At 57.6% G+C, this 17,706-nt stretch carries 11 protein-coding genes; 4 read left to right on the top strand and 7 right to left on the bottom strand.

Annotated elements, in window-relative coordinates; all coding sequences use genetic code 11:
• Window positions 1-2 precede the first annotated feature (2 nt).
• Window positions 3-770 carry an acyltransferase gene (locus ACIX8_RS12600; protein ID WP_014265725.1) on the bottom strand — a complete coding sequence of 256 codons (768 nt, stop codon included), beginning with the start codon at window positions 768-770 and terminating at the stop codon, window positions 3-5.
• Here ACIX8_RS12600 and otsB point away from each other — a divergent pair.
• Complete coding sequence (otsB, locus tag ACIX8_RS25265; RefSeq protein WP_083836673.1) at window positions 769-3,210, top strand: trehalose-phosphatase; 2,442 nt, start codon at window positions 769-771, stop codon at window positions 3,208-3,210. The two genes, ACIX8_RS12600 and otsB, sit on opposite strands and share 2 nt — an antisense overlap.
• Window positions 3,211-3,227: 17 nt before the next feature.
• Here the strand turns inward: otsB and ACIX8_RS12590 are convergent, their stop codons facing one another.
• The 3 genes from ACIX8_RS12590 to glpK are packed head-to-tail and all read right to left on the bottom strand — an operon-like array spanning window position 3,228 to window position 7,030.
• Window positions 3,228-3,956 (bottom strand): MIP/aquaporin family protein, encoded by a 729-nt coding sequence (locus ACIX8_RS12590; RefSeq protein WP_014265723.1) that lies wholly within the window; start codon window positions 3,954-3,956, stop codon window positions 3,228-3,230.
• Window positions 3,957-3,959: 3 nt separating this feature from the next.
• A complete protein-coding gene (locus ACIX8_RS12585; protein WP_014265722.1) occupies window positions 3,960-5,537 on the bottom strand; it encodes a glycerol-3-phosphate dehydrogenase/oxidase in 1,578 nt (525 codons plus the stop codon).
• A complete protein-coding gene (gene glpK, locus ACIX8_RS12580; protein ID WP_044176675.1) occupies window positions 5,534-7,030 on the bottom strand; it encodes a glycerol kinase GlpK in 1,497 nt (498 codons plus the stop codon). Before glpK ends, ACIX8_RS12585 begins: the two co-directional genes overlap by 4 nt.
• A 305-nt stretch (window positions 7,031-7,335) precedes the next feature.
• Here glpK and ACIX8_RS26400 point away from each other — a divergent pair, with 305 nt between their 5' ends.
• From ACIX8_RS26400 to ACIX8_RS12570, 3 genes are all read left to right on the top strand, one after another.
• Window positions 7,336-7,710, top strand: a complete 375-nt coding sequence (locus ACIX8_RS26400) for an alpha-amylase family protein (RefSeq protein WP_317624001.1) — start codon at window positions 7,336-7,338, stop codon at window positions 7,708-7,710.
• Window positions 7,664-8,515: a glycoside hydrolase family 27 protein gene (locus tag ACIX8_RS12575; RefSeq protein WP_317624000.1), complete on the top strand. Its 852-nt coding sequence runs from the start codon at window positions 7,664-7,666 to the stop codon at window positions 8,513-8,515. The genes ACIX8_RS26400 and ACIX8_RS12575 overlap by 47 nt, the downstream gene beginning before the upstream one ends.
• A gap of 233 nt (window positions 8,516-8,748) precedes the next feature.
• On the top strand, window positions 8,749-9,324 hold the full coding sequence (locus tag ACIX8_RS12570; RefSeq protein WP_014265720.1) for an elongation factor P: 576 nt from the start codon (window positions 8,749-8,751) through the stop codon (window positions 9,322-9,324).
• A 35-nt stretch (window positions 9,325-9,359) separates the two neighbouring features.
• Here ACIX8_RS12570 and ACIX8_RS12565 read toward each other — a convergent pair whose 3' ends face one another.
• From ACIX8_RS12565 to ACIX8_RS12555, 3 genes are all read right to left on the bottom strand, one after another.
• The gene (locus ACIX8_RS12565) at window positions 9,360-14,462 is read right to left on the bottom strand and encodes a DUF3320 domain-containing protein (protein WP_014265719.1); all 5,103 of its coding nucleotides are present in this window, start codon (window positions 14,460-14,462) and stop codon (window positions 9,360-9,362) included.
• 186 nt (window positions 14,463-14,648) lie between these two features.
• Window positions 14,649-16,712, bottom strand: a complete 2,064-nt coding sequence (locus tag ACIX8_RS12560) for a beta-N-acetylhexosaminidase (protein ID WP_014265718.1) — start codon at window positions 16,710-16,712, stop codon at window positions 14,649-14,651.
• A 115-nt stretch (window positions 16,713-16,827) separates the two neighbouring features.
• The gene (locus tag ACIX8_RS12555; protein WP_014265717.1) at window positions 16,828-17,613 is read right to left on the bottom strand and encodes a DeoR/GlpR family DNA-binding transcription regulator; all 786 of its coding nucleotides are present in this window, start codon (window positions 17,611-17,613) and stop codon (window positions 16,828-16,830) included.
• Window positions 17,614-17,706 lie beyond the last annotated feature (93 nt).

Genomic DNA, 17,706 nt, shown 5'->3' with positions numbered 1-17,706 from the left:
GACTAGCCTCGGTCTTTAATGCGTACTGTCCTCGCTGGAATGCCTACGTTGACGTGGTGTGGCTCGACATCTTTGGTTGCGACTCCCATGGCTCCGAGCATGGCATCCTCGCCGATCTGGACACCTGCGAGAACCGTAGAGTGATACGTGACGCGTGCGTTGGGGCCGAGCTCGGTGACCTTGTTGGTGACCTTCGCCTGCTCGTTTAAATCATGCGTATGGCTATAGATATTGGCATAGTCCGAGACGCTTGTGCCGCGCCGCAGAAGGATGCCTCCTCGATCGTCGAGGAGAACATTTCTGTGAATCACACAGTTGTCTTCGATGGTGAGGTTATAGCCAAAGGTGAACTCGACGTTGTGAAAGATCTTTACGTTGTTCCCGATGTGCTGGAAGATGTGCCGGCCGAGCATGGCGCGGAGACGAAAGCCAAGCCAATGATTGAGCCCGAGCGGAGAGCGATCGAACATCTGCCAAAGATAGATGAGCGGTTTGCGCTCGGAGTATCGAACCGGGTCCACGTCGCCGTAGTATTCAGGCTCCAGTGTGATGTTGCGAGGGTCTAGCGACAAGTCAACCAGAGTATTGGCGGGATCGGTCGCAGAATTCTGAGGCAGGAAGAGCTTTCGTAGCTCTTCTCGCACGATCTCCGAACGCCGCTCATAGCCTGCGTGCTGGGTGAACTGCTCGTCGAGCTGTTGAATCCATTGGGTAAAGCGTGTCTTCGCTTCAGGGGTGGGGTCAAGTTCGCGATAGGTAAATGGGGGCATGATAGGTTCTCGAATCTTCAATCTCAAAGACGCGCTCTATTGGATGCGCGTCACCGGGCCGAGGAGCCATGCGATCAGCTTAGTGTCTGCATCTTATATCGCAGGTACATTTATGGCAGAGAAGAGCGGTATTGAAATGCAGAAAGACCCGTCCAGCAGGGAAGCCCACGACCGAGCCTGGTCGAAGAAGGCTGCACAGAGAGGTTTCAAGAGACTGGCTGCAGCGAACCGTTCTGTGTTGATGCTGGACTACGACGGAACCCTGGCTCCCTTCGTTCAGGATCGGATGAGCAGCAAACTTTATCCCGGGGTGGAGGAGCGGCTGCATCGCCTCAGCCGTTTGACCGGTGGGAAGCTGGTATTCGTCACTGGCCGTCCTGTGCGGGAGCTGAGGGCGCTTCTTCCGCAAGACATTCACGCCGAGATGTGGGGAAGCCATGGGCGCGAACAACTATCGGCTGAGGGGGGCTACCAGTTGACCTCTCTCAGCCAGAAGCAGATAGAGGAGCTTGACTGGTTCGATCGGTCCATTGGTGAAAAAGGGTTCGGCTCATCCATTGAACGCAAGGCTAGCGGCCTGGCACTGCATACCCGAGGCCTCGACAGCGATCAGGCGAGAGATCTCAGGGCGTTGGCTGAGACGCTCTTTGCCCAGATAGAGCCGTCGGGGGCGGCGCTTGAGATGCTGCCGTTCGATGGGGGACTTGAGGTGCGTGGGAAGGGCTGCACGAAGGCCACCGCCGTCGAGCATATTCTAAAGCAAGAGCCGCAGGGGACCTTTGCGGCGTATCTGGGCGACGACCAGACCGATGAAGATGCCTTTTGCGCCTTGGGCGATCAGGGTCTTCGCGTCCTGGTGCGCAATGAGTTTCGGCCCACGTTGGCTAACCTCTGGCTGAAGCCGCCCCAGGAACTGCTGGAGTTTCTTGATGGCTGGCTGGCCGCTGTGTCCACGTACCGAGAGGAAGCACCAAGCCCGGAGGGAATATCGAAGATGGAGACCATCAGCGGTGTGAAGGGGGCCCCCTCTACGAGTCTTGTTGTCGTGTCCAACCGCATTCCATTGTCGTTTGCTATGGAGCAAGGCAAGCTGACGGCAACGCCTTCCAGTGGAGGCCTGGTAAGCGCCCTGGAGCCTCTTTTGAAAGAGCATGGTGGAGTCTGGATCGGAAGTGCGGGCACCCAGGACTCGCCGGAGATTCGCGCACAGTTGAAAGAAGCTACCTGCGGACATCATTATCATTACGAACCACTCTTCCTGAGCGAGGAAGAGCAAGCGAAATACTATGAGGGGTTCTCCAACGAGGTCCTTTGGCCGCTATTTCATGACTTGCAGACGCATTGCGTCTTCAAGCCGATTTATTGGGATTTTTATCGCAGAGTGAATCAGAAGTTTGCCGAAGCTGTTCTTCATGTGACGCGTGAAGAGGACATCGTCTGGGTGCAGGACTATCAACTGTTACAGGTTGCTACCTCCATCCGTGCACAGCGTCCGCGTTCACGGATTGCCTTCTTTCTGCATATTCCTTTTCCGCCGCCGGATATCTTTGAAAAGCTCCCCTGGCGGCGAGAGATTCTTCAAGGACTGCTCGATTACGACTTTATTGGATTGCAGACGGAGCGCGATCAGCGAAACCTTGTCGCCTGCCTGCGCACTTTTATCCCGGAGATCAAGCTGGATGGCCGGGGCGATCATCGCAAGGTGGTGAGTGCTCGAGGGGTGACCCTGATCCAGGTCATGCCGATCAGCATCGACTTCCATGAGCTTGCATCGGTTGCCGCCTCAGAAGCTGTGTCGAGTCGAGCGGCAGAGATTCGCTGCGAGTCGCCAGGGCTTTGTATCGCGCTTGGAATCGACAGGCTGGATTACACGAAGGGAATTCCGGAGCGGTTGCGAGCCTTCCGGGCGTTGCTGCGCGATCAGCCTGAGTTTCGCCGTAAGATCACCTTGATCCAGGTCGTGGTACCCAGCCGCGAGAATATCCCGCGCTATCAGGAGTTGCACTCCGAGGTGGAGAAGTTGGTCTCCAGTGTGAATGGGGAGTTGGCGGAACCGGGGTGGACGCCGATTCAGTACATGCATCGGTCTGTATCGCACGAAGAGCTTCTGGCTCTCTACAAGGCTGCACATATTGCACTAGTAACTCCGCTCAAAGATGGCATGAATCTTGTAGCCAAGGAGTATTGCGCGGCGCACGTGGAGGACGATGGGGTACTGATTCTGAGTGAGTTTGCGGGAGCTGCGCCGGAGTTGAAGACTGGCGCGATCCTCGTCAATCCGTACGACGAAGTCGGAGTAGCGAATGCTTTGAAACAGGCCATTGAGATGCCGGTGAAAGAGCAGCGTAGGCGCATGCTGCGCTTGCGTCACCAGATTCAGTCTGCCGACATTCACCACTGGCGCGATCTTTTCTTTGCCAGCCTGAAGCGGGTGGAATAAGGGAAGCGCAGTTCGGGCTAAGCCCCGATCAGGTGTAGTACGATTCCAGCGGCGCTTGCGCCAAGGACGGGGCCAATGATCGGAACCCAGGAGTAGGCCCAATCGGAGTGAGTCTTTCCTGCAATGGGCAGTGCTGCATGAGCAAGACGTGGACCGAAATCGCGTGCCGGATTGATGGCATAGCCAGTCGTACCGCCGAGTGAAAGTCCGATGCCCCACACCAGGCAGCTAATCAGGTACGGGCTCAGGCCGGCAGCAGCGCCGCTCGATAAGACGAGCTTTGAGCTCATGGAGCCTGCAACGATCACCAGAACAAAGGTGGCGATGATCTCCGAGATCAGGTTGGCGGGATAGTTCCTTATTGCCGGCGCGGTGCAGAAGACACCGCGCTTGGCTTCTGCATCTTCCGTAATCTTCCAGTGAGGGAGATAGAAGAGCCACACCAGCACTCCGCCGCAGAAGCCGCCCGCAATCTGTGCCACAGCATAGGGCAGCAGCTTTGAATAGTTGTTAGTTTCAACGGCGAAGGCAAGGGTGATCGCTGGGTTCAGATGCGCATCGTTGCTGCCAAAGAGGATTGCCGTGAAGATTCCGCAGAGCACTGCAAAACCCCAGGCCGTGGTGATGACCATCCAGCCGGAGTTCTCCGCCTTGCTTCGCTTCAGCAGTACGCCGGCGACCACACCATCACCGAGCAGGATCATCATGAGCGTACCCATGAATTCGCCAAGCATAGGAGAACGCATTTGCTATACCTCTGTCTTTTGTAGCGTGTACTGTTTAGCCAGTTGATTGAAACTCTTTACCTCTGCTTCAGCCCAGGCCTTGTCTTTGCCAAACTCTGCTGCAAGCAGAGAAGCCACATCGGGGGCCATGGCGATGGCCGCATGGGCATTGAGGAAGAGGGCACGCGTTCTGCGCGCAAGTACATCTTCGACCGACCTCGCCATCTCCGTCCTCGCTGCCCAGACAACTTCAGCCGCGATGTAGGGCAAGTCAGGATGAAGTTGTTTGGCTAGTTCGGGACGTTCCTTCGCGAGCTGACGGATATGCTCTGCGTCAGAGCCGTAGACGGCCAAGCCCTCATGGGGGTCGATGTTTTCCGCGTAGCCATGAATATGCAGGTCGTGCGTCACGCAGGGGCTGTCGGCCAGTTTGCCGAGCGTAATGGCATGATTCACAGTATCTTCGGCCATATGGCGATAGGTCGTCCACTTGCCGCCGACGATCGTCAGCAATCCTGATTGGTCGATGTGAATGGTGTGGTCGCGAGAGAGCGCCGAAGTCTTACCGGCCTCGCCTCCTGCTTTCACCAGGGGACGAATGCCCACATAGATGCTCAGAACATCCTCACGCTTTGGCGGCCGGCTCAGGTATTCGCTGGCAGTCTCGAGCACAAACTCGATCTCCTGCTCAAAGGGAAGAGGCTCATAGGAAGCGTGCTCAATCGGCGTGTCGGTCGTTCCAACAACGGTGTGTTCATGCCAGGGAATCGCGAAGAGCACGCGGCCATCACTGGTATGGGGCACCATCACCGCTGTGTTACCGCGCAGGAAAGAGCGGTCGAGCACCAGGTGGATTCCCTGGCTGGGCGCGACCATCGTATCGGCCTGCTTATCGGCCATCCGCCGGATCTCGTCGGTAAAGATGCCGGTGGCATTCACGACCACGCGGGCCTGTAGCGTGAAGCGTTCGGAGGTCTCGCTGTCGACGGCGATCACACCATCGACAAAGCCGTCTGCGTCTTTTTGCAGCTCGATGACCGGAGCATAGTTCAACGCGACTGCGCCGTGGTCGACTGCGGTTGCGATCAGGTGAATCAACAAGCGCGAGTCGTCGAACTGACCATCGTGATAGATGACACCCCCACGTAGGCCGTCCTGCCGCAAGGTTGGCAGGCGTTCCAAGGTCTCTTCACGGGACAGAAGCTCGGATTTGCCGAATCCATATTTGCCGGCGAGCAGGTCGTAGATCTTCAAACCGATTCCGTAAAAGGGAGCCTCCCACCAGGAGTAGTTCGGAACGACGAACTGCACATCGTGAACAAGATGGGGTGCGTTCTGACGGAGGATGCCGCGCTCTTTAAGGGCCTCCATCACGAGAGACACATTGCCTTGCTCCAGATAGCGCACACCGCCATGAACTAGCTTGGTGCTGCGGCTTGAGGTACCCTTCGCAAAGTCTTCGCGCTCCAGCAGCAGGACCGAGAATCCCCGGGTCGCAGCATCTACCGCGACGCCAGCTCCGGTAGCTCCGCCGCCGATCACAATTACATCCCAAGGTTCGCTGCGTTCGCGAACGCGAGCGATCATCTCTTCGCGCTTCATGCCGTCTCCTTGTTCCACCCACCTGCGCGTTTGACTGCATCCTGCCACTTGGCCTGACGGGCATCCATCTCTTTTCGGTCGGCCTTTGGTTCAAACATCGTATCCGGTCCTCGCAGCTTGGCGATCTCGTCTGTGCTTCCCCAGAAATTAACCGCCAGCCCCGCAAGATATGCAGCTCCTGAGGCCGTGGTCTCCAGCACTGCCGGGCGCCGTATCGGAAGCTGAAGCAGGTCGGACTGGAACTGCATCAGGATGTCGTTTGCGGCTGCACCGCCATCGACGCGAAGCTCCCGGAACGGTTGTTTCGTGTCCTTGTCCATAGCGTGAATCACGTCGGCCACCTGGAAGGCGATGCTTTCGAGGGCAGCGCGAGCGATGTGGCCGATCTCGGTGCTGCGCTGGAGGCCGATGATCATGCCGCTGGCATAAGGGTCCCAGTGTGGAGCGCCCAGGCCGGTGAACGCGGGAACGAAGACAACCTTGTCCGCGTCTTTAACCGAGGCGGCAGCACGCTCAACGTCCGACGATTTGGAAAAGAAGTGCATGTTGTCGCGCATCCACTGTACAACCGCGCCGCCCACGAAGATACTGCCTTCCATCGCGTACTCGAGCTTTTTGCTCGGGCTGCAGGCGAGTGTAGTAATGAGCCGTTCGTTCGAGAGCGTGAACTTGTCGCCGATGTGTTGCAGCAGGAAGCAGCCGGTGCCATAGGTGTTCTTCGCGTCGCCGGGAGAGACACAGAGCTGGCCGAACAGCGCCGACTGCTGGTCGCCCGCAATGCCGGCTATTTCCACATCTCCGAGTCCAAGCGATGTGGTCACGTGGCCCACGGCTTCGCTCGACCAGCCGACCTCCGGCATCATGCTCTCAGGAATGTTCAGCAGCTTCAATAGCTCCTGGTCCCAGCGATCCTCGACGATGTTGTAGAGCATCGTGCGGCTCGCGTTCGTGCGGTCGGTGAGGTGCCGCTTGCCACTGGTCAGGTTCCAGATCAGCCAGGCGTCTACCGTGCCGAAAGCAAGCTTGCCCTGGTTCGCCCGGTCTCGGGCGCCCTGCACGTTGTCGAGGATCCAGGCGATCTTGGTGGCGGAGAAGTAAGGATCGATGAGCAGGCCTGTCTTCTTCCTGATGGTCTCTTCCGCGCCGTCATCGGCGAGCTTCTTGCAGAGAGGAGCTCCGCGCCTGTCCTGCCAGACTATGGCGTTGTAGACCGGCTTGCCCGTCTCCCGGTCCCAGACGATCGTCGTCTCGCGCTGGTTCGTGATTCCCAGTGCAACGACATCCCGTGGGCGCACGCGTGCCTTGCCCAGGACTTCGACGGCAGAGGTCAACTGCGAAGTCAGGATGTCGAAGGGATCGTGCTCTACCCAGCCGACATCAGGGTAGATCTGCTTGAATTCATGCTGCGCGATCCCGACGATGTTGCCGTCATGTCCAAATAGGATCGCCCGTGAGCTGGTGGTTCCCTGGTCGAGCGCGAGTACGTGCTTCATCGTCTGAGAGATGCAGAATACCCTTTCTGCGTGGTCCGTGCACGCTGGTTGTCGACATATTTTCACGAGGTAATTCGGGGAGGGAAGACGTACCCCCGACGAATGAAAGTCGAGTGGCTTCCCACACGGCAGGCATCCGCCCTCTCCGCTGATGAGGTAGGCACCCATTCAATTCGAAGGTGGCATTTTATAAATGCAACGTGATTTTCGCTAGGTAAAAGTATTTCCATGTGCCCCTTGGCATCGCTTGCTGGATTCACGTATAACCGTTGCGATCCTTCTGTCTCCGGAGTGATGTCGATCTTATGAAATTCCTTCGTGCCCTCGCCTTTTTCTCGTCTGCCTTGTTCTTTGCATCCTCTGGCCTCCAGGCGCAGCACGTAGCTGCAGCCGCGACGCCACCGATGGGATGGAATAGCTGGAACCACTTTCACGCGCAGGTCGATGATGCCACGATTCGTGCGACGGCAGAAGCCATGGTCTCAAGCGGGATGCGCGACGCGGGCTATGTCTACATCAACATCGATGACACCTGGGAGGGAGAACGCGATAGCCAGGGCGTGATCCACGCGAACAGCAAGTTTCCCGACATGAAGGCGCTCGCGGATTTTGTACATAGCAAGGGACTCAAGCTTGGCATTTACTCGTCGCCCGGGCCAAAAAACGTGTGCGAAGTATGAGGGCAGCTATGGCCATGAAGAGCAGGATGCTCGTACCTATGCGGCCTGGGGCATCGACTATCTCAAATACGATCTCTGCGGCTTGCGGGTGCAGATGAAAGAGGCTGGCTCGCTTGAAGCGGCGCACAAGATCATGGTCGATTCCTATGCGAAGATGCGGGATGCGCTCCGCTCTACGGGACGTCCCATCGTCTATAGCCTCTGCCAGTACGGCAATGACGCGGTCTGGGACTGGGGAGCCGAGGTGGGCGGCAACCTGTGGCGTACGACTGGAGACATCACCGATAAGTACGACCGCATGGCCGAGATCGGTTTTGGCCAGGCAGGTCTCGGACGCTTTGCCGGTCCCGGCCACTGGAACGACCCCGACATGCTCGAAGTGGGCAACGGAGGCATGAACCTCGAGGAGTATCGCACGCATATGAGCCTCTGGGCGATTCTTGCCGCCCCTCTGCTGGCTGGCAACGATCTGTCCAAGATGACTCCAGAGACGATTGCACTGCTGACCAACAAAGAGGTCATCGCTATCGATCAGGATGCTGCCGGAAAGCAAGGAGATCGCGTGAGTGCGCAGGGCCCTGTAGAGATATGGTCAAGGTCGCTCTCCGATGGTTCCAAGGCCGTTGGTATCTTCAATCGTCATCCCGGAACGATGAGCGCAACCGTCGACTTTCGCGAGCTCGGATTTTCAAAGCCACCGGTTGCGCGCGATATCTGGCAAGCCAAGGATCTCGGTCGCATGCAGAACATCTACACCGTCCAGGTGCCGGGACATGGGGTGGTGCTGCTCAAGATCTCGAAGTAGTTTTTTCAGTCGGCCTAGGGCGTGCTACTCCAAACTGCAAGCGCAGAGTGCGCGAAGGGCGCTAAGTTTGCGCAGAGTTTCCTTTGCGTCAACTTGGCGTACTCGGCGTTTGCAGTTTGATGGCACGCCCTTGCCCCTAACGAACCAGGACCCAACTCAACCCCTTATACTTGATGGGGAAGTTCATCAGCTTCGCATAGGAGTTCAATGCGAAGCTGATCTTTGAGGAGTTCATGGCCGCACTAATCGATGCTATTAACGTCAAGCGCAAGACAGTATTTGAGTTTGAAAACACGCCGTATGCCTGCCTGGAAGCAGAGGTAAATTCACCTACCGCTCGTGGCGGCCAGACCCTGGTTCGCCTTAAGATGCGCAACCTTCTTACGAGCGCGGTCTTTGAGAAGACCTTCAAGGCGAACGATAAGTTCAAGGAGCCGGACCTGCAGTTGGTTCCCGCCTCTTATCTGTATAGCGATAACGACGGCTCACACTTTCTGGATCAGGAAAGCTTCGAGACGCTTACGCTCACCGAGGGAATGCTCGGCAATGCCCTGGAGTTCCTGATCGAAGGCGCGATGCTCCAGTTGCACAAGTACAACGGCAACCCCATTGGATTGCAACTGCCAATCTTTGTTGAGCTGGATGTCGCTTACACAGAGCCTGGAGTGAAAGGCGATTCGTCCAGCGGCAGTGTGACCAAAACGGCCAAGCTGGAAACAGGTTTGGAGATCCGTGTTCCTCTCTTCATCAAAGAAGGGGAAAAGGTGAAAGTATCGACGGAGAATAAGGAGTTTGCTGGGCGGGCCTAGCTGCCCGCTCCGGAACTCCTCCAGTCGAACATAGCCTATGACGCAGCAGGCAGAACCAGCAGCCCTGAGTGAAGCTGCAGGACGTCCTGTGCGAGCAACCGTTGCACACTGGCCTGAATGGTTTCGCGCATCTGCATGCTTGTCGCCCGAAAGCCAAAGAGACGTGCAACTGAATGCTCGAGTTCTTCGGGGCGCGCTCCCAGATTGCTGTGAATGACTTGAAGAACTGCTGCGTCGATTTCACTCACGCAGATCATCTCCGGTCTGCGAAGTCCTGGAGACGTCGTGTGGCTCCGGTCACGTGGACGGGGGACGCAAGCCGGGCTGCTAAGAAACGATCCCTCCGCGAGGACTTGCCCCTCACGGAGGGCAAGAGCAATAGCCCGTTCCACCGCGGCCTGTATTCTCGGTCCTGTCCGCTGGAGGCCCCATGCCGTGCGAATTCGTGCGGTAACTTCGTCGGTGTGCACGGGCCCTTCGACGGCAACAATCTGCTTGACCATCTCAGATAACAGCTTCATCGGTGTGAGATGAAGCTCAATCGGCGGTGAGGGGCAGACGGGACTTGCTTCGATGTACAAATGAGAGGTCGAAACTGAAGAGGCAGGCTCGAGACTGATCTCTACAACGCTTTCGCGTTCGATGGTTTGGAGCTGCATTGGAACGGCACGTGTTGAAGCGTTCGCCGCCAGGGCTTCTTGAGTGCCTTCTACGATCTGCGCCTTTGCGTGGTCTATGGCTGCAAGAACGCGTTCCAATTGTTCAACCGGACGATGCAGCCAATCAGGGCTCCAGAGGCGATGGAGTATCCAGCCGTGATCTGCGAGGACTTGCTGACTGATCCGATCACGATCCCTGGCCCAGCGCCCCCTTCGATACGAAGGACCGTCGCACTCTATCCCGAGAAGATATCGGCCCGGCACCTCGGGGTGTGCGATGGCAAGATCGATGACCAATCCGGAGATCCCAATCTTCTCGTGGACCTGATAGCCGCCCTGTTGAAAGGACGGATGCAGCGTGAGAGCGGTCTTGACCTCACGCTCAAAGAGCATCTGTACTGTATCGACAGAGGTCGCACGGCCCATATCGAGATGTCCGGTACGCGCGAAATGAAGGAATAGTTTGAACGCGAAGACACCTCGTCCACGAGCGCGCTCAAGATTGATATCCTGATCGGTGATGGAGGAGAAGACCTCGCAACTGCGTTTGGCACGGCTGATCAATACGTTGAGGCGGCGCTCTCCGCCATCGTTGCCCAGCGGGCCGAAACGCATCGCAAAGACTCCTGCCGCATTGCGCCCATAGCCGACCGAGATGAAGATGACATCGCGCTCGTCGCCCTGCACGTTCTCCAGATTCTTCAAGAAGAAAGGTTCTGTCGGATGACTTGTGAAGAATGATTCGGCCTGAGGGTTCAGACGCCGCAAGGCTTCCAGCTCATCCTGAATCGATCGCCTCTGCCGAACTGAAAACGTAGCGACTCCGAGAGATTCCTGGGGATGCTCAAGAGCATGACGAATGACGGCTTCGGCCACGGCGCGAGCCTCAATCGCATTCGCCCCTGTGCCGCCGGAATCAAATACTCCGTTCGGCAAGTGGTGGAAGCGGAGACCGGTCCCTGCGGTCGCTGTGTATGGACTCGGCACGATGAGAAGCTTGTTCTCGTAAAACTGGCTGTTCGATACAGCGATCAGCGACTGATGGCGCGAGCGATAGTGCCAGCGCAACATGCGTTGCGGCAGGCCTCGCGCGGAGAACAACCCGAGGACACTTTCGATATCGCTGACCTGTGCTGTGTCGTCATCGTCGTCCGAAGCGTCACCGGTGACCTTGGCAAAGAACTTCGTCGGTGGCAGCTGCCGCTCGTCGCCAACAACGACGACCTGGCGGCAGCGGGCGATGGCACCCAACGCGTCGACGGGTTGAATCTGGCTGGCCTCATCCATCACGAGCAGGTCGAACGTCATCTCGCCGGGAGATAGAAACTGGGCGACAGAGAGTGGGCTCATCATCATGACGGGCTTGAGTGCCTGAACAGCCGGTCCTGCATTCTGCATGAGCTTTCGAATGGGCATATGTCCACGCCGCCGTGCCATCTCACCCCGCAAAACACCGAGAGGGCCAACGCCTCCAGAGCCCTGAGGAATGCGGCGATGGTGGATTCTGGCCACCTGCAATGCCGCCGACTGGATGCGCTGCTTGTCTATCGCCGTGAAGCTCTCGACCAATCTCGTGTGCAGATGTCCGTCGAAGCGGCCGAGTTCAGGATGCTCCTGGGCCATGGAGGAGAGGAGCGCCTCGAAGTAAGCCATTTCGAAGACGGGAACAATCTGTGCGGGAATGAGTGCGCCGTTGTAGGCGCGGCTGACAAGATCTCCGAGACCAAGGGTACGTGCTCGCTCCGAACGGCTGCGGTAGGCAATCCAGTTGGAAAGTTGTTCGCTCCGCGCGGCCCAGAGCGCCAGGCGCTCAACGAGAATATCGAGCGCAAGCTCGGGCAGGGTGGTTACGCCAAACGCCTCTGTCAGATCGAGCTTGAGTTCCTGGCAGGTCTGTTCCAACTCTGTTGTGAGGAGTACGCGTTGGGCCGCAAACGGCTCGATGAGGTGAAGTGGTAGCCTCTGCATTTCTGCAGCTTTGCGGAGTAGTTCCTGAAGCGGCCCTTGCAGACTTTCTGGAGGATTGAGGGTTGCTGCAAGAGAACGAAGATGCTCCCGATCTTCAGAAGCAAGCGGGGCGATACTGTGCATCCAATCGACCAGCGCATGCAGTGGCTTCGCAGGGGTATCAGTGCCACGCCATGCTGCGCCAAAAGACTCTCGCCCAAAGGTGTCTTCCTGCTGCAGAACGGTTCGCGCGGCCTGTCCTTTGGAGAGTGCATCCAGCAAACGCAGCACCTCTTCAAGAGGAGATTTGCCGGTGGTTAGATAGGACTGTACGAGACGATTGGCTGCTCTCCACTGCCCGTTTAAGAAGCGAAAGAGGCTGCTGCCTTGAGAGGCCAGAACCTGGCGCGCATTGTTGAGGTCAGCAGACCACACAGCTTCGCTCAGTTGAGAACCTATTGCAGCTCGAGCTCCTTCTAATGTGGAGGCTGCCGTTGCTAGTCGCGCGGCTCTTTCGGTTCCGTTGTCCCAGGCTGGATTTGCAAGCGACGCGGCATAAGCAGGGAGTGAGGCCGCATGCGTGGCCATTGCCACCAGTTGCTGTAGCGACTTCCTAGCCGATTCTTCAACTGAAAGTTTCAGCAACTGGGATAACGTCGTCACGCTTTGCTGAAGTTCAGACTTCTGCGTGAAGAATGTAGACAGCCATGAGGGTTTTGGCGTTTCATCGGTCTGCGCCGATAACAGGCGTGCTGCGGCATCTACGGCAGGAGACGTGGCGATTGAGTTTGCAGTCTCTTCCACGGAGATCATGCCATGGAGCGATTGAGGGACCTCCATCAGAAGAGTAGGGGCGAATTCCGTATAGCGATCGAGCAGGCCGGAGAGGTTCTCTCGAAGCTTTACAAGACGTGCCGTTAGCCGTTCGACGTCATGAGGCAATATCTGTTCGATCCCTATGCCTCGCCATACATGTTGGGCCGGCACACCGATTACTGCAATTCGCTGAGACAGTTCTTCCAGGAGTTCAGCTCGTTCGCGTCGTTGCTGTGGGTCCCATGTTGGGGCATCGAGAAGGCGAAATTCGACGGGCGTCTGTCCGGCGTGGCGCAGCCGGACAATCTCTCCTATGACTTGATAGGCCGTAAATCCAGACGGCACCAGGGGCTGGTGCAGCAAGTTAACGTAACTGTTTAATTGGTCTCGGGCTGAAGTAAATGAGCTATCCAGCGCGTCGTCGATTGTGCCGAGAGGCGATCCCAATTCCCAGGTGCGACGCAGTTCTTCCAGCAGCTCGCGCTTGTTGGCCTTGTTGCTGTGCAGTTCAAGACAGGCATCGCCCACACCGGCCTGATCGAGACGCCGCTTTACGACATCCAGAGCGGCCATCTTTTCTGCGACGAACAATACCGTCTTTCCATCTGCTACGGCTGAAGCAATGATGTTGGCGATGGTTTGTGACTTACCGGTGCCGGGAGGTCCCTGGATGACGAGGTTGCCGCCGCGGCGCACATCCTGTACGGCGAGGGCCTGCGAACTGTCGCAATCCACGATGTGCAGCATCTCTGATAGCGGAATGAGATTGTCTACCGATGTGTCTTCCTCAGAGGCATGATCGGCGAGCAGAGATTCTGCCTGTGGGAAGCCTTCGCTGAGAAGACCGCGCACCAGGGGCTGGGCCGTGATCTTTCTATCCTCCGGCCAGCACTCGGGATCGAGGTCGCGATACATCAGGAACTTGGCGAAGGAGAAGAATCCCAGGACTACATCGTTAGGGACAACTGACCAGTCCGGTTTCAACGCGATGACCTCAGCCACTGCCGCCATGTAGGCGGACAGGTTGAAGTCATCACCCCCCTCGAAGGCAGGCAGCTTCAAATTGTGGACACGTTCGAGGTAGGTCTCAAGCGAAAGGTTTGACGCGAACTCTTCAGGACGGCACTTCAGCTTGAAGCGTTCCGCGGCACTGCCACGCTCAAGCGCGACGGGAACCAGAACCAGTGGCGCATAGCGAATATTTTCGGCGTTCTTCGGGTCGACCCAGCGGAGCATTCCCAGGGCCAGGAACAGGATATTGACGCCTTGTTCCTGCTCCAACGTATTTGCGTCAAGGTAGAGTTCCAGAAGCCGTTTCTGTAGTCCTTTGGAGGTGAGCCGTGTCTGCAGCTTCGTGTCCGCATGACGATTCAAGACTCCGCGTTCGTCGATGGAATCGTCTTCCGGCTGGGCTAGTTCCGCGATCTCGTCAGGCTCTTCCGAGCTCTCCGACGGTGTGGTCGAATTGTCCTTCCCGGCAAGAAAGGTAAAGGTTTTGCTCTCGCCTACAAGCAGCCGGAAGATCTCTTCGGATCGCTCATCGATCACCTCGATGATGCGAGCATTCTTTGCCGAACGAGGTACATGCAACAGGCGGTTGCGCGCCGAAAGATCCAGGAGATCCGTTCGGGCCCGGTCCAGTTTGTTCTCCAGCGGCAGATCGCTCTCGAAGACAGAGGTTTCCTTAGCCGTAGTGGGGTGTTCCTGGAGATCCATCCTGTACTGCTCCGATCACGAAGAAATAGGTTCCCGAGAAGTCTAATGCCTAGGGGCTAAAACGATCATGAGCGGATCAAGGCAATCAGAGGTGAGAACCTTGCAGAAATAAAAACTGGAGTCCTTCAGCGCAACATCAACAGGCGTTGACCAGGCCGAAGAACTCCAGTGGATGATCGTTACGAATTAGTGCTTTCCAGCAGCCTCAAGGAGTTGTTGCAGAGGAGGAAGGACAACGAAATCAGTCAGCTCGGTGTGGCTTCCAGCTTCTTTCAGGAGCGCATTCTGCTGCTCAATCCACGCCGCACTTGGGGCCTTGTGCGAGTCGATAGCCTTGAGCGCTTGAACGCCGAGAGTCCCGAGTTTTACCAGTTGTATGCGGCGCTCAGAGAGTTGACGCAGCCGGGGATTATCCGCAGCAAGGCTATCCAGCCGGGGACCGGAATCGATCCATGATTGGAAGAGGCTCTCTAGCTGCTGACGTGCTGCCGAGTGCTCTGCCGGCGAGGTGCTGTGCAGATAGCGGTCGGCGATCAGAAGGAGATTCTCGCGAAGGGCAGGATCGGGCCGCAGGTAGTCGACGGGATTACCCATCGGCGTGAGCTGCGAGGTCCTCTGCTGGTGGTAACGTTCGCCGAAGGAGACAGGGCTGAGCGTGGAGGCGAGTACCGCAAGCTGGGCCGCTCCTTCTTCGCCGCCGGCAAGCTGTCTCAATCCAGACTGAGGGCCGGAGATATGGGTGAGTCCCAGGGCATCCAGCCGCAGCGATTCGACCGCGAGGCGCCGATACATATCGGGAACGTCCCGGGTCTCGCGTGGGGACCAGAAGCGTTCCGCAAGGGCGGCCGTGCGCGGCCAGACTCGTGAGTCGACGGTCTGCGGGGTGATCTGCTCAGCCCACATGCAGGCCTCGCCGCCGAGAACGAGCTTTTGCTGTTCGGCTGTGAGCGCGGAACCGTCGGGGATCGGATCGTCCAGGTACATCCGCTCGGAAGTCTTCATCCCATCGAGGTAATAGGGCGCGGAGAGGATACCTCTGTTCCCCTGCTTCGAGGCTACGGCAAGTGACTCAACACCGCGCCAGCTCTGGATGATGGCATCCTTCGGCGTGTTGGGGGTCAGGATCTCGTCCCAGCCGACCATCTGCTTATGGTGTCCCTTCACCAGCTCGAGGACGCGCGCGCTGAAGTAGGCCTGCAGTTCCTCGGTGGACTTCATATTGTGCGCCTTCATGAAGTCCACGATCTGCGGATTCGCCTTCCAGTCCTTGCCGTTGCTCTCGTCTCCGCCCATGTGCATGTACTCGTCGGGGAAGAGGTCAGCCATCTCACCGATGAAGGCGTCAAGGAACTGATAGGTACTATCTTTGGTGGGATCGAGTGCTCCATCCCAGACTCCGAAGGTGCGGGCGAGTGCGTAAGGACGCTGGATGCTGCCAAGCTCAGGCATGCCGATCAGCCAGCTGGTAACGTGGCCGGGGACGTCGAACTCCGGCACGACACGGATGCCGCGCGCGCTGGCATAGGCGATGACGGCGCGTACCTGATCCTGCGTATAGAAGAGGTGGTCAGATCCCACCTGGGTGAGCTGGGGGAATCTCTTGCTTTCGACGCGGAAGCCCTGGTCGTCCGTGAGATGCCAGTGGAAGACATTGAGCTTGACGGCAGCCATGCCATCCAGCGTGCGGTAGATCACCGGCAAGGGCATGAAGTGGCGGCTCACATCGAGCATGAACCCGCGCCAGGGGAAGCGCGGAGCATCGTCGATCTGTACCGCGGGAATGACGTAGTTTCCGCCTTCAACCTGAAGAAGCTGCTGCAAGGTCTCGAGGCCATGGAGAGCTCCGAAGACATTACCGGCCTTCAAGACGATCTTGTTACCCGTGGAATGGATGGAGTAGCTTTCATCGGTGTCCAGCGTTGGACGCGTGCCCGAGGGGTCCTGCACCTGGATCGTCAGGGTTGCGTCAGGAGCCTGCAATCCTTTGCCCAGGGGGATTCCAGTAGAGAGCTCCAGGGCGTCGAGGGTGCGGCGCGTTGCCGCTTCGAGGATGGGATTGTGCGCTCCGTTGAGCGAGACCGTGAAGTTTCCGGTGAAGGGAATCGAACCGGCGGCAACGGTCATCTGCGCGGGCTTGGGAAGAAGGGTGTTCGAAGTCTGTGCGGACATAAAGGGAGAGGCAATCAAGCAAAGTACCCCAAAACGGACAAGTTGATTGCGGTAATGACGCAGGGGCGACGGGTGATTCATTGCTACTCCTTCAGTGTTACCTGGGTTCCTGGTGGGGGGCAAAGGATGTTCCGATAAAAAACTACTTCTATTAGTAAAGATACCGCTACTTGTCGACCAAGCGCATTCACGCCAGCTAAACAACGATTACTTTGATCTGTTTGCGCTGAAAATCTTCGACGAGCCCGGGGTCAACGCTGTCGTCCGTGATGATGGCATGCAGGGCGTCGGTGCCACAGACCTTGGTCGCGGTAAACATGCCGAGCTTGCTGGCATCGGCCACCGCAATCACCTGCTTGGAATGCTTCACCATCTCGCCGAGGATCAGAGCTTCGTCGGATTCGATCACGGTCAGGCCATGCTCGGGATGAATCCCGCAGGCACCCATAAACACCTTGTCAAAGAAGAGCCGCTGCAGCGAATCGAAGGCCGTTGCGCCGACCATGGAGAACGCGCCGGGCCACCGGATCGAGCCTCCGGTGAGAGTCACACGCGCGTTCGGAAGGCTGGAAAGCTCCATCCCGATATTCACCGCATTCGTCACAATATGGATGCCTTCACGATGCCGCAGGCTGCGGGCGACCTGCGTGGTGGTTGTACCTGACGATAGCGCAACCGTATCGCCTTCGTTGACCATCTCGGCGGCAGCAATGGCGATGCGCCGCTTCTCATCGGCGAAGCGTTCTGCGCGCAGCGGAAAGGCTGCGTCAAACCGGAACGGCTCGTAGGTCATCTTTCCGGCCAGTTCCACGCTGCCATGAGTGCGGTTCACAAGGCCGCGCTGTGCGAGTTTGATGAGGTCGCGCCGTACGCTCGCCGGAGAAGCATTGATCGTAACCGCCAGGTCCTCAACGCAGCTCTGGCCTTTCTGAAGAAGAAGATGAAGGATCTGATTTGCGCGGTCCTGCGTCTTTGGAGCCATGTTTTAAGTCCCTTCTAAATAAAGAACAAATCTACAGTCAGCAAAGTTGGAGAGGGAAGTCGTGCCACCATTTGAGCATATGAAGCAAGTTTC

It is taken from the genome of Granulicella mallensis MP5ACTX8 (assembly GCF_000178955.2).
GTDB classification, from domain to species: Bacteria; Acidobacteriota; Terriglobia; order Terriglobales; family Acidobacteriaceae; genus Granulicella; species Granulicella mallensis.
The sequence above is the reverse complement of the archived record's forward strand: the minus strand, read 5'-3'. Positions and strand labels throughout refer to the sequence as shown.

What these genes read in the sequence shown, in the direction of transcription:
- ACIX8_RS12600 (WP_014265725.1), bottom strand. Translation starts at nt 770, where the DNA reads ATGCCCCCATTTACCTATCGCGAACTTGACCCCACCCCTGAAGCGAAG.
- ACIX8_RS12585 (WP_014265722.1), bottom strand. Translation starts at nt 5,537, where the DNA reads ATGAAGCGCGAAGAGATGATCGCTCGCGTTCGCGAACGCAGCGAACCT.
- otsB (WP_083836673.1), top strand. Translation starts at nt 769, where the DNA reads ATGATAGGTTCTCGAATCTTCAATCTCAAAGACGCGCTCTATTGGATG.
- ACIX8_RS26400 (WP_317624001.1), top strand. Translation starts at nt 7,336, where the DNA reads ATGAAATTCCTTCGTGCCCTCGCCTTTTTCTCGTCTGCCTTGTTCTTT.
- glpK (WP_044176675.1), bottom strand. Translation starts at nt 7,030, where the DNA reads ATGAAGCACGTACTCGCGCTCGACCAGGGAACCACCAGCTCACGGGCG.
- ACIX8_RS12555 (WP_014265717.1), bottom strand. Translation starts at nt 17,613, where the DNA reads ATGGCTCCAAAGACGCAGGACCGCGCAAATCAGATCCTTCATCTTCTT.
- ACIX8_RS12560 (WP_014265718.1), bottom strand. Translation starts at nt 16,712, where the DNA reads ATGAATCACCCGTCGCCCCTGCGTCATTACCGCAATCAACTTGTCCGT.
- ACIX8_RS12565 (WP_014265719.1), bottom strand. Translation starts at nt 14,462, where the DNA reads ATGGATCTCCAGGAACACCCCACTACGGCTAAGGAAACCTCTGTCTTC.
- ACIX8_RS12590 (WP_014265723.1), bottom strand. Translation starts at nt 3,956, where the DNA reads ATGCGTTCTCCTATGCTTGGCGAATTCATGGGTACGCTCATGATGATC.
- ACIX8_RS12570 (WP_014265720.1), top strand. Translation starts at nt 8,749, where the DNA reads ATGGCCGCACTAATCGATGCTATTAACGTCAAGCGCAAGACAGTATTT.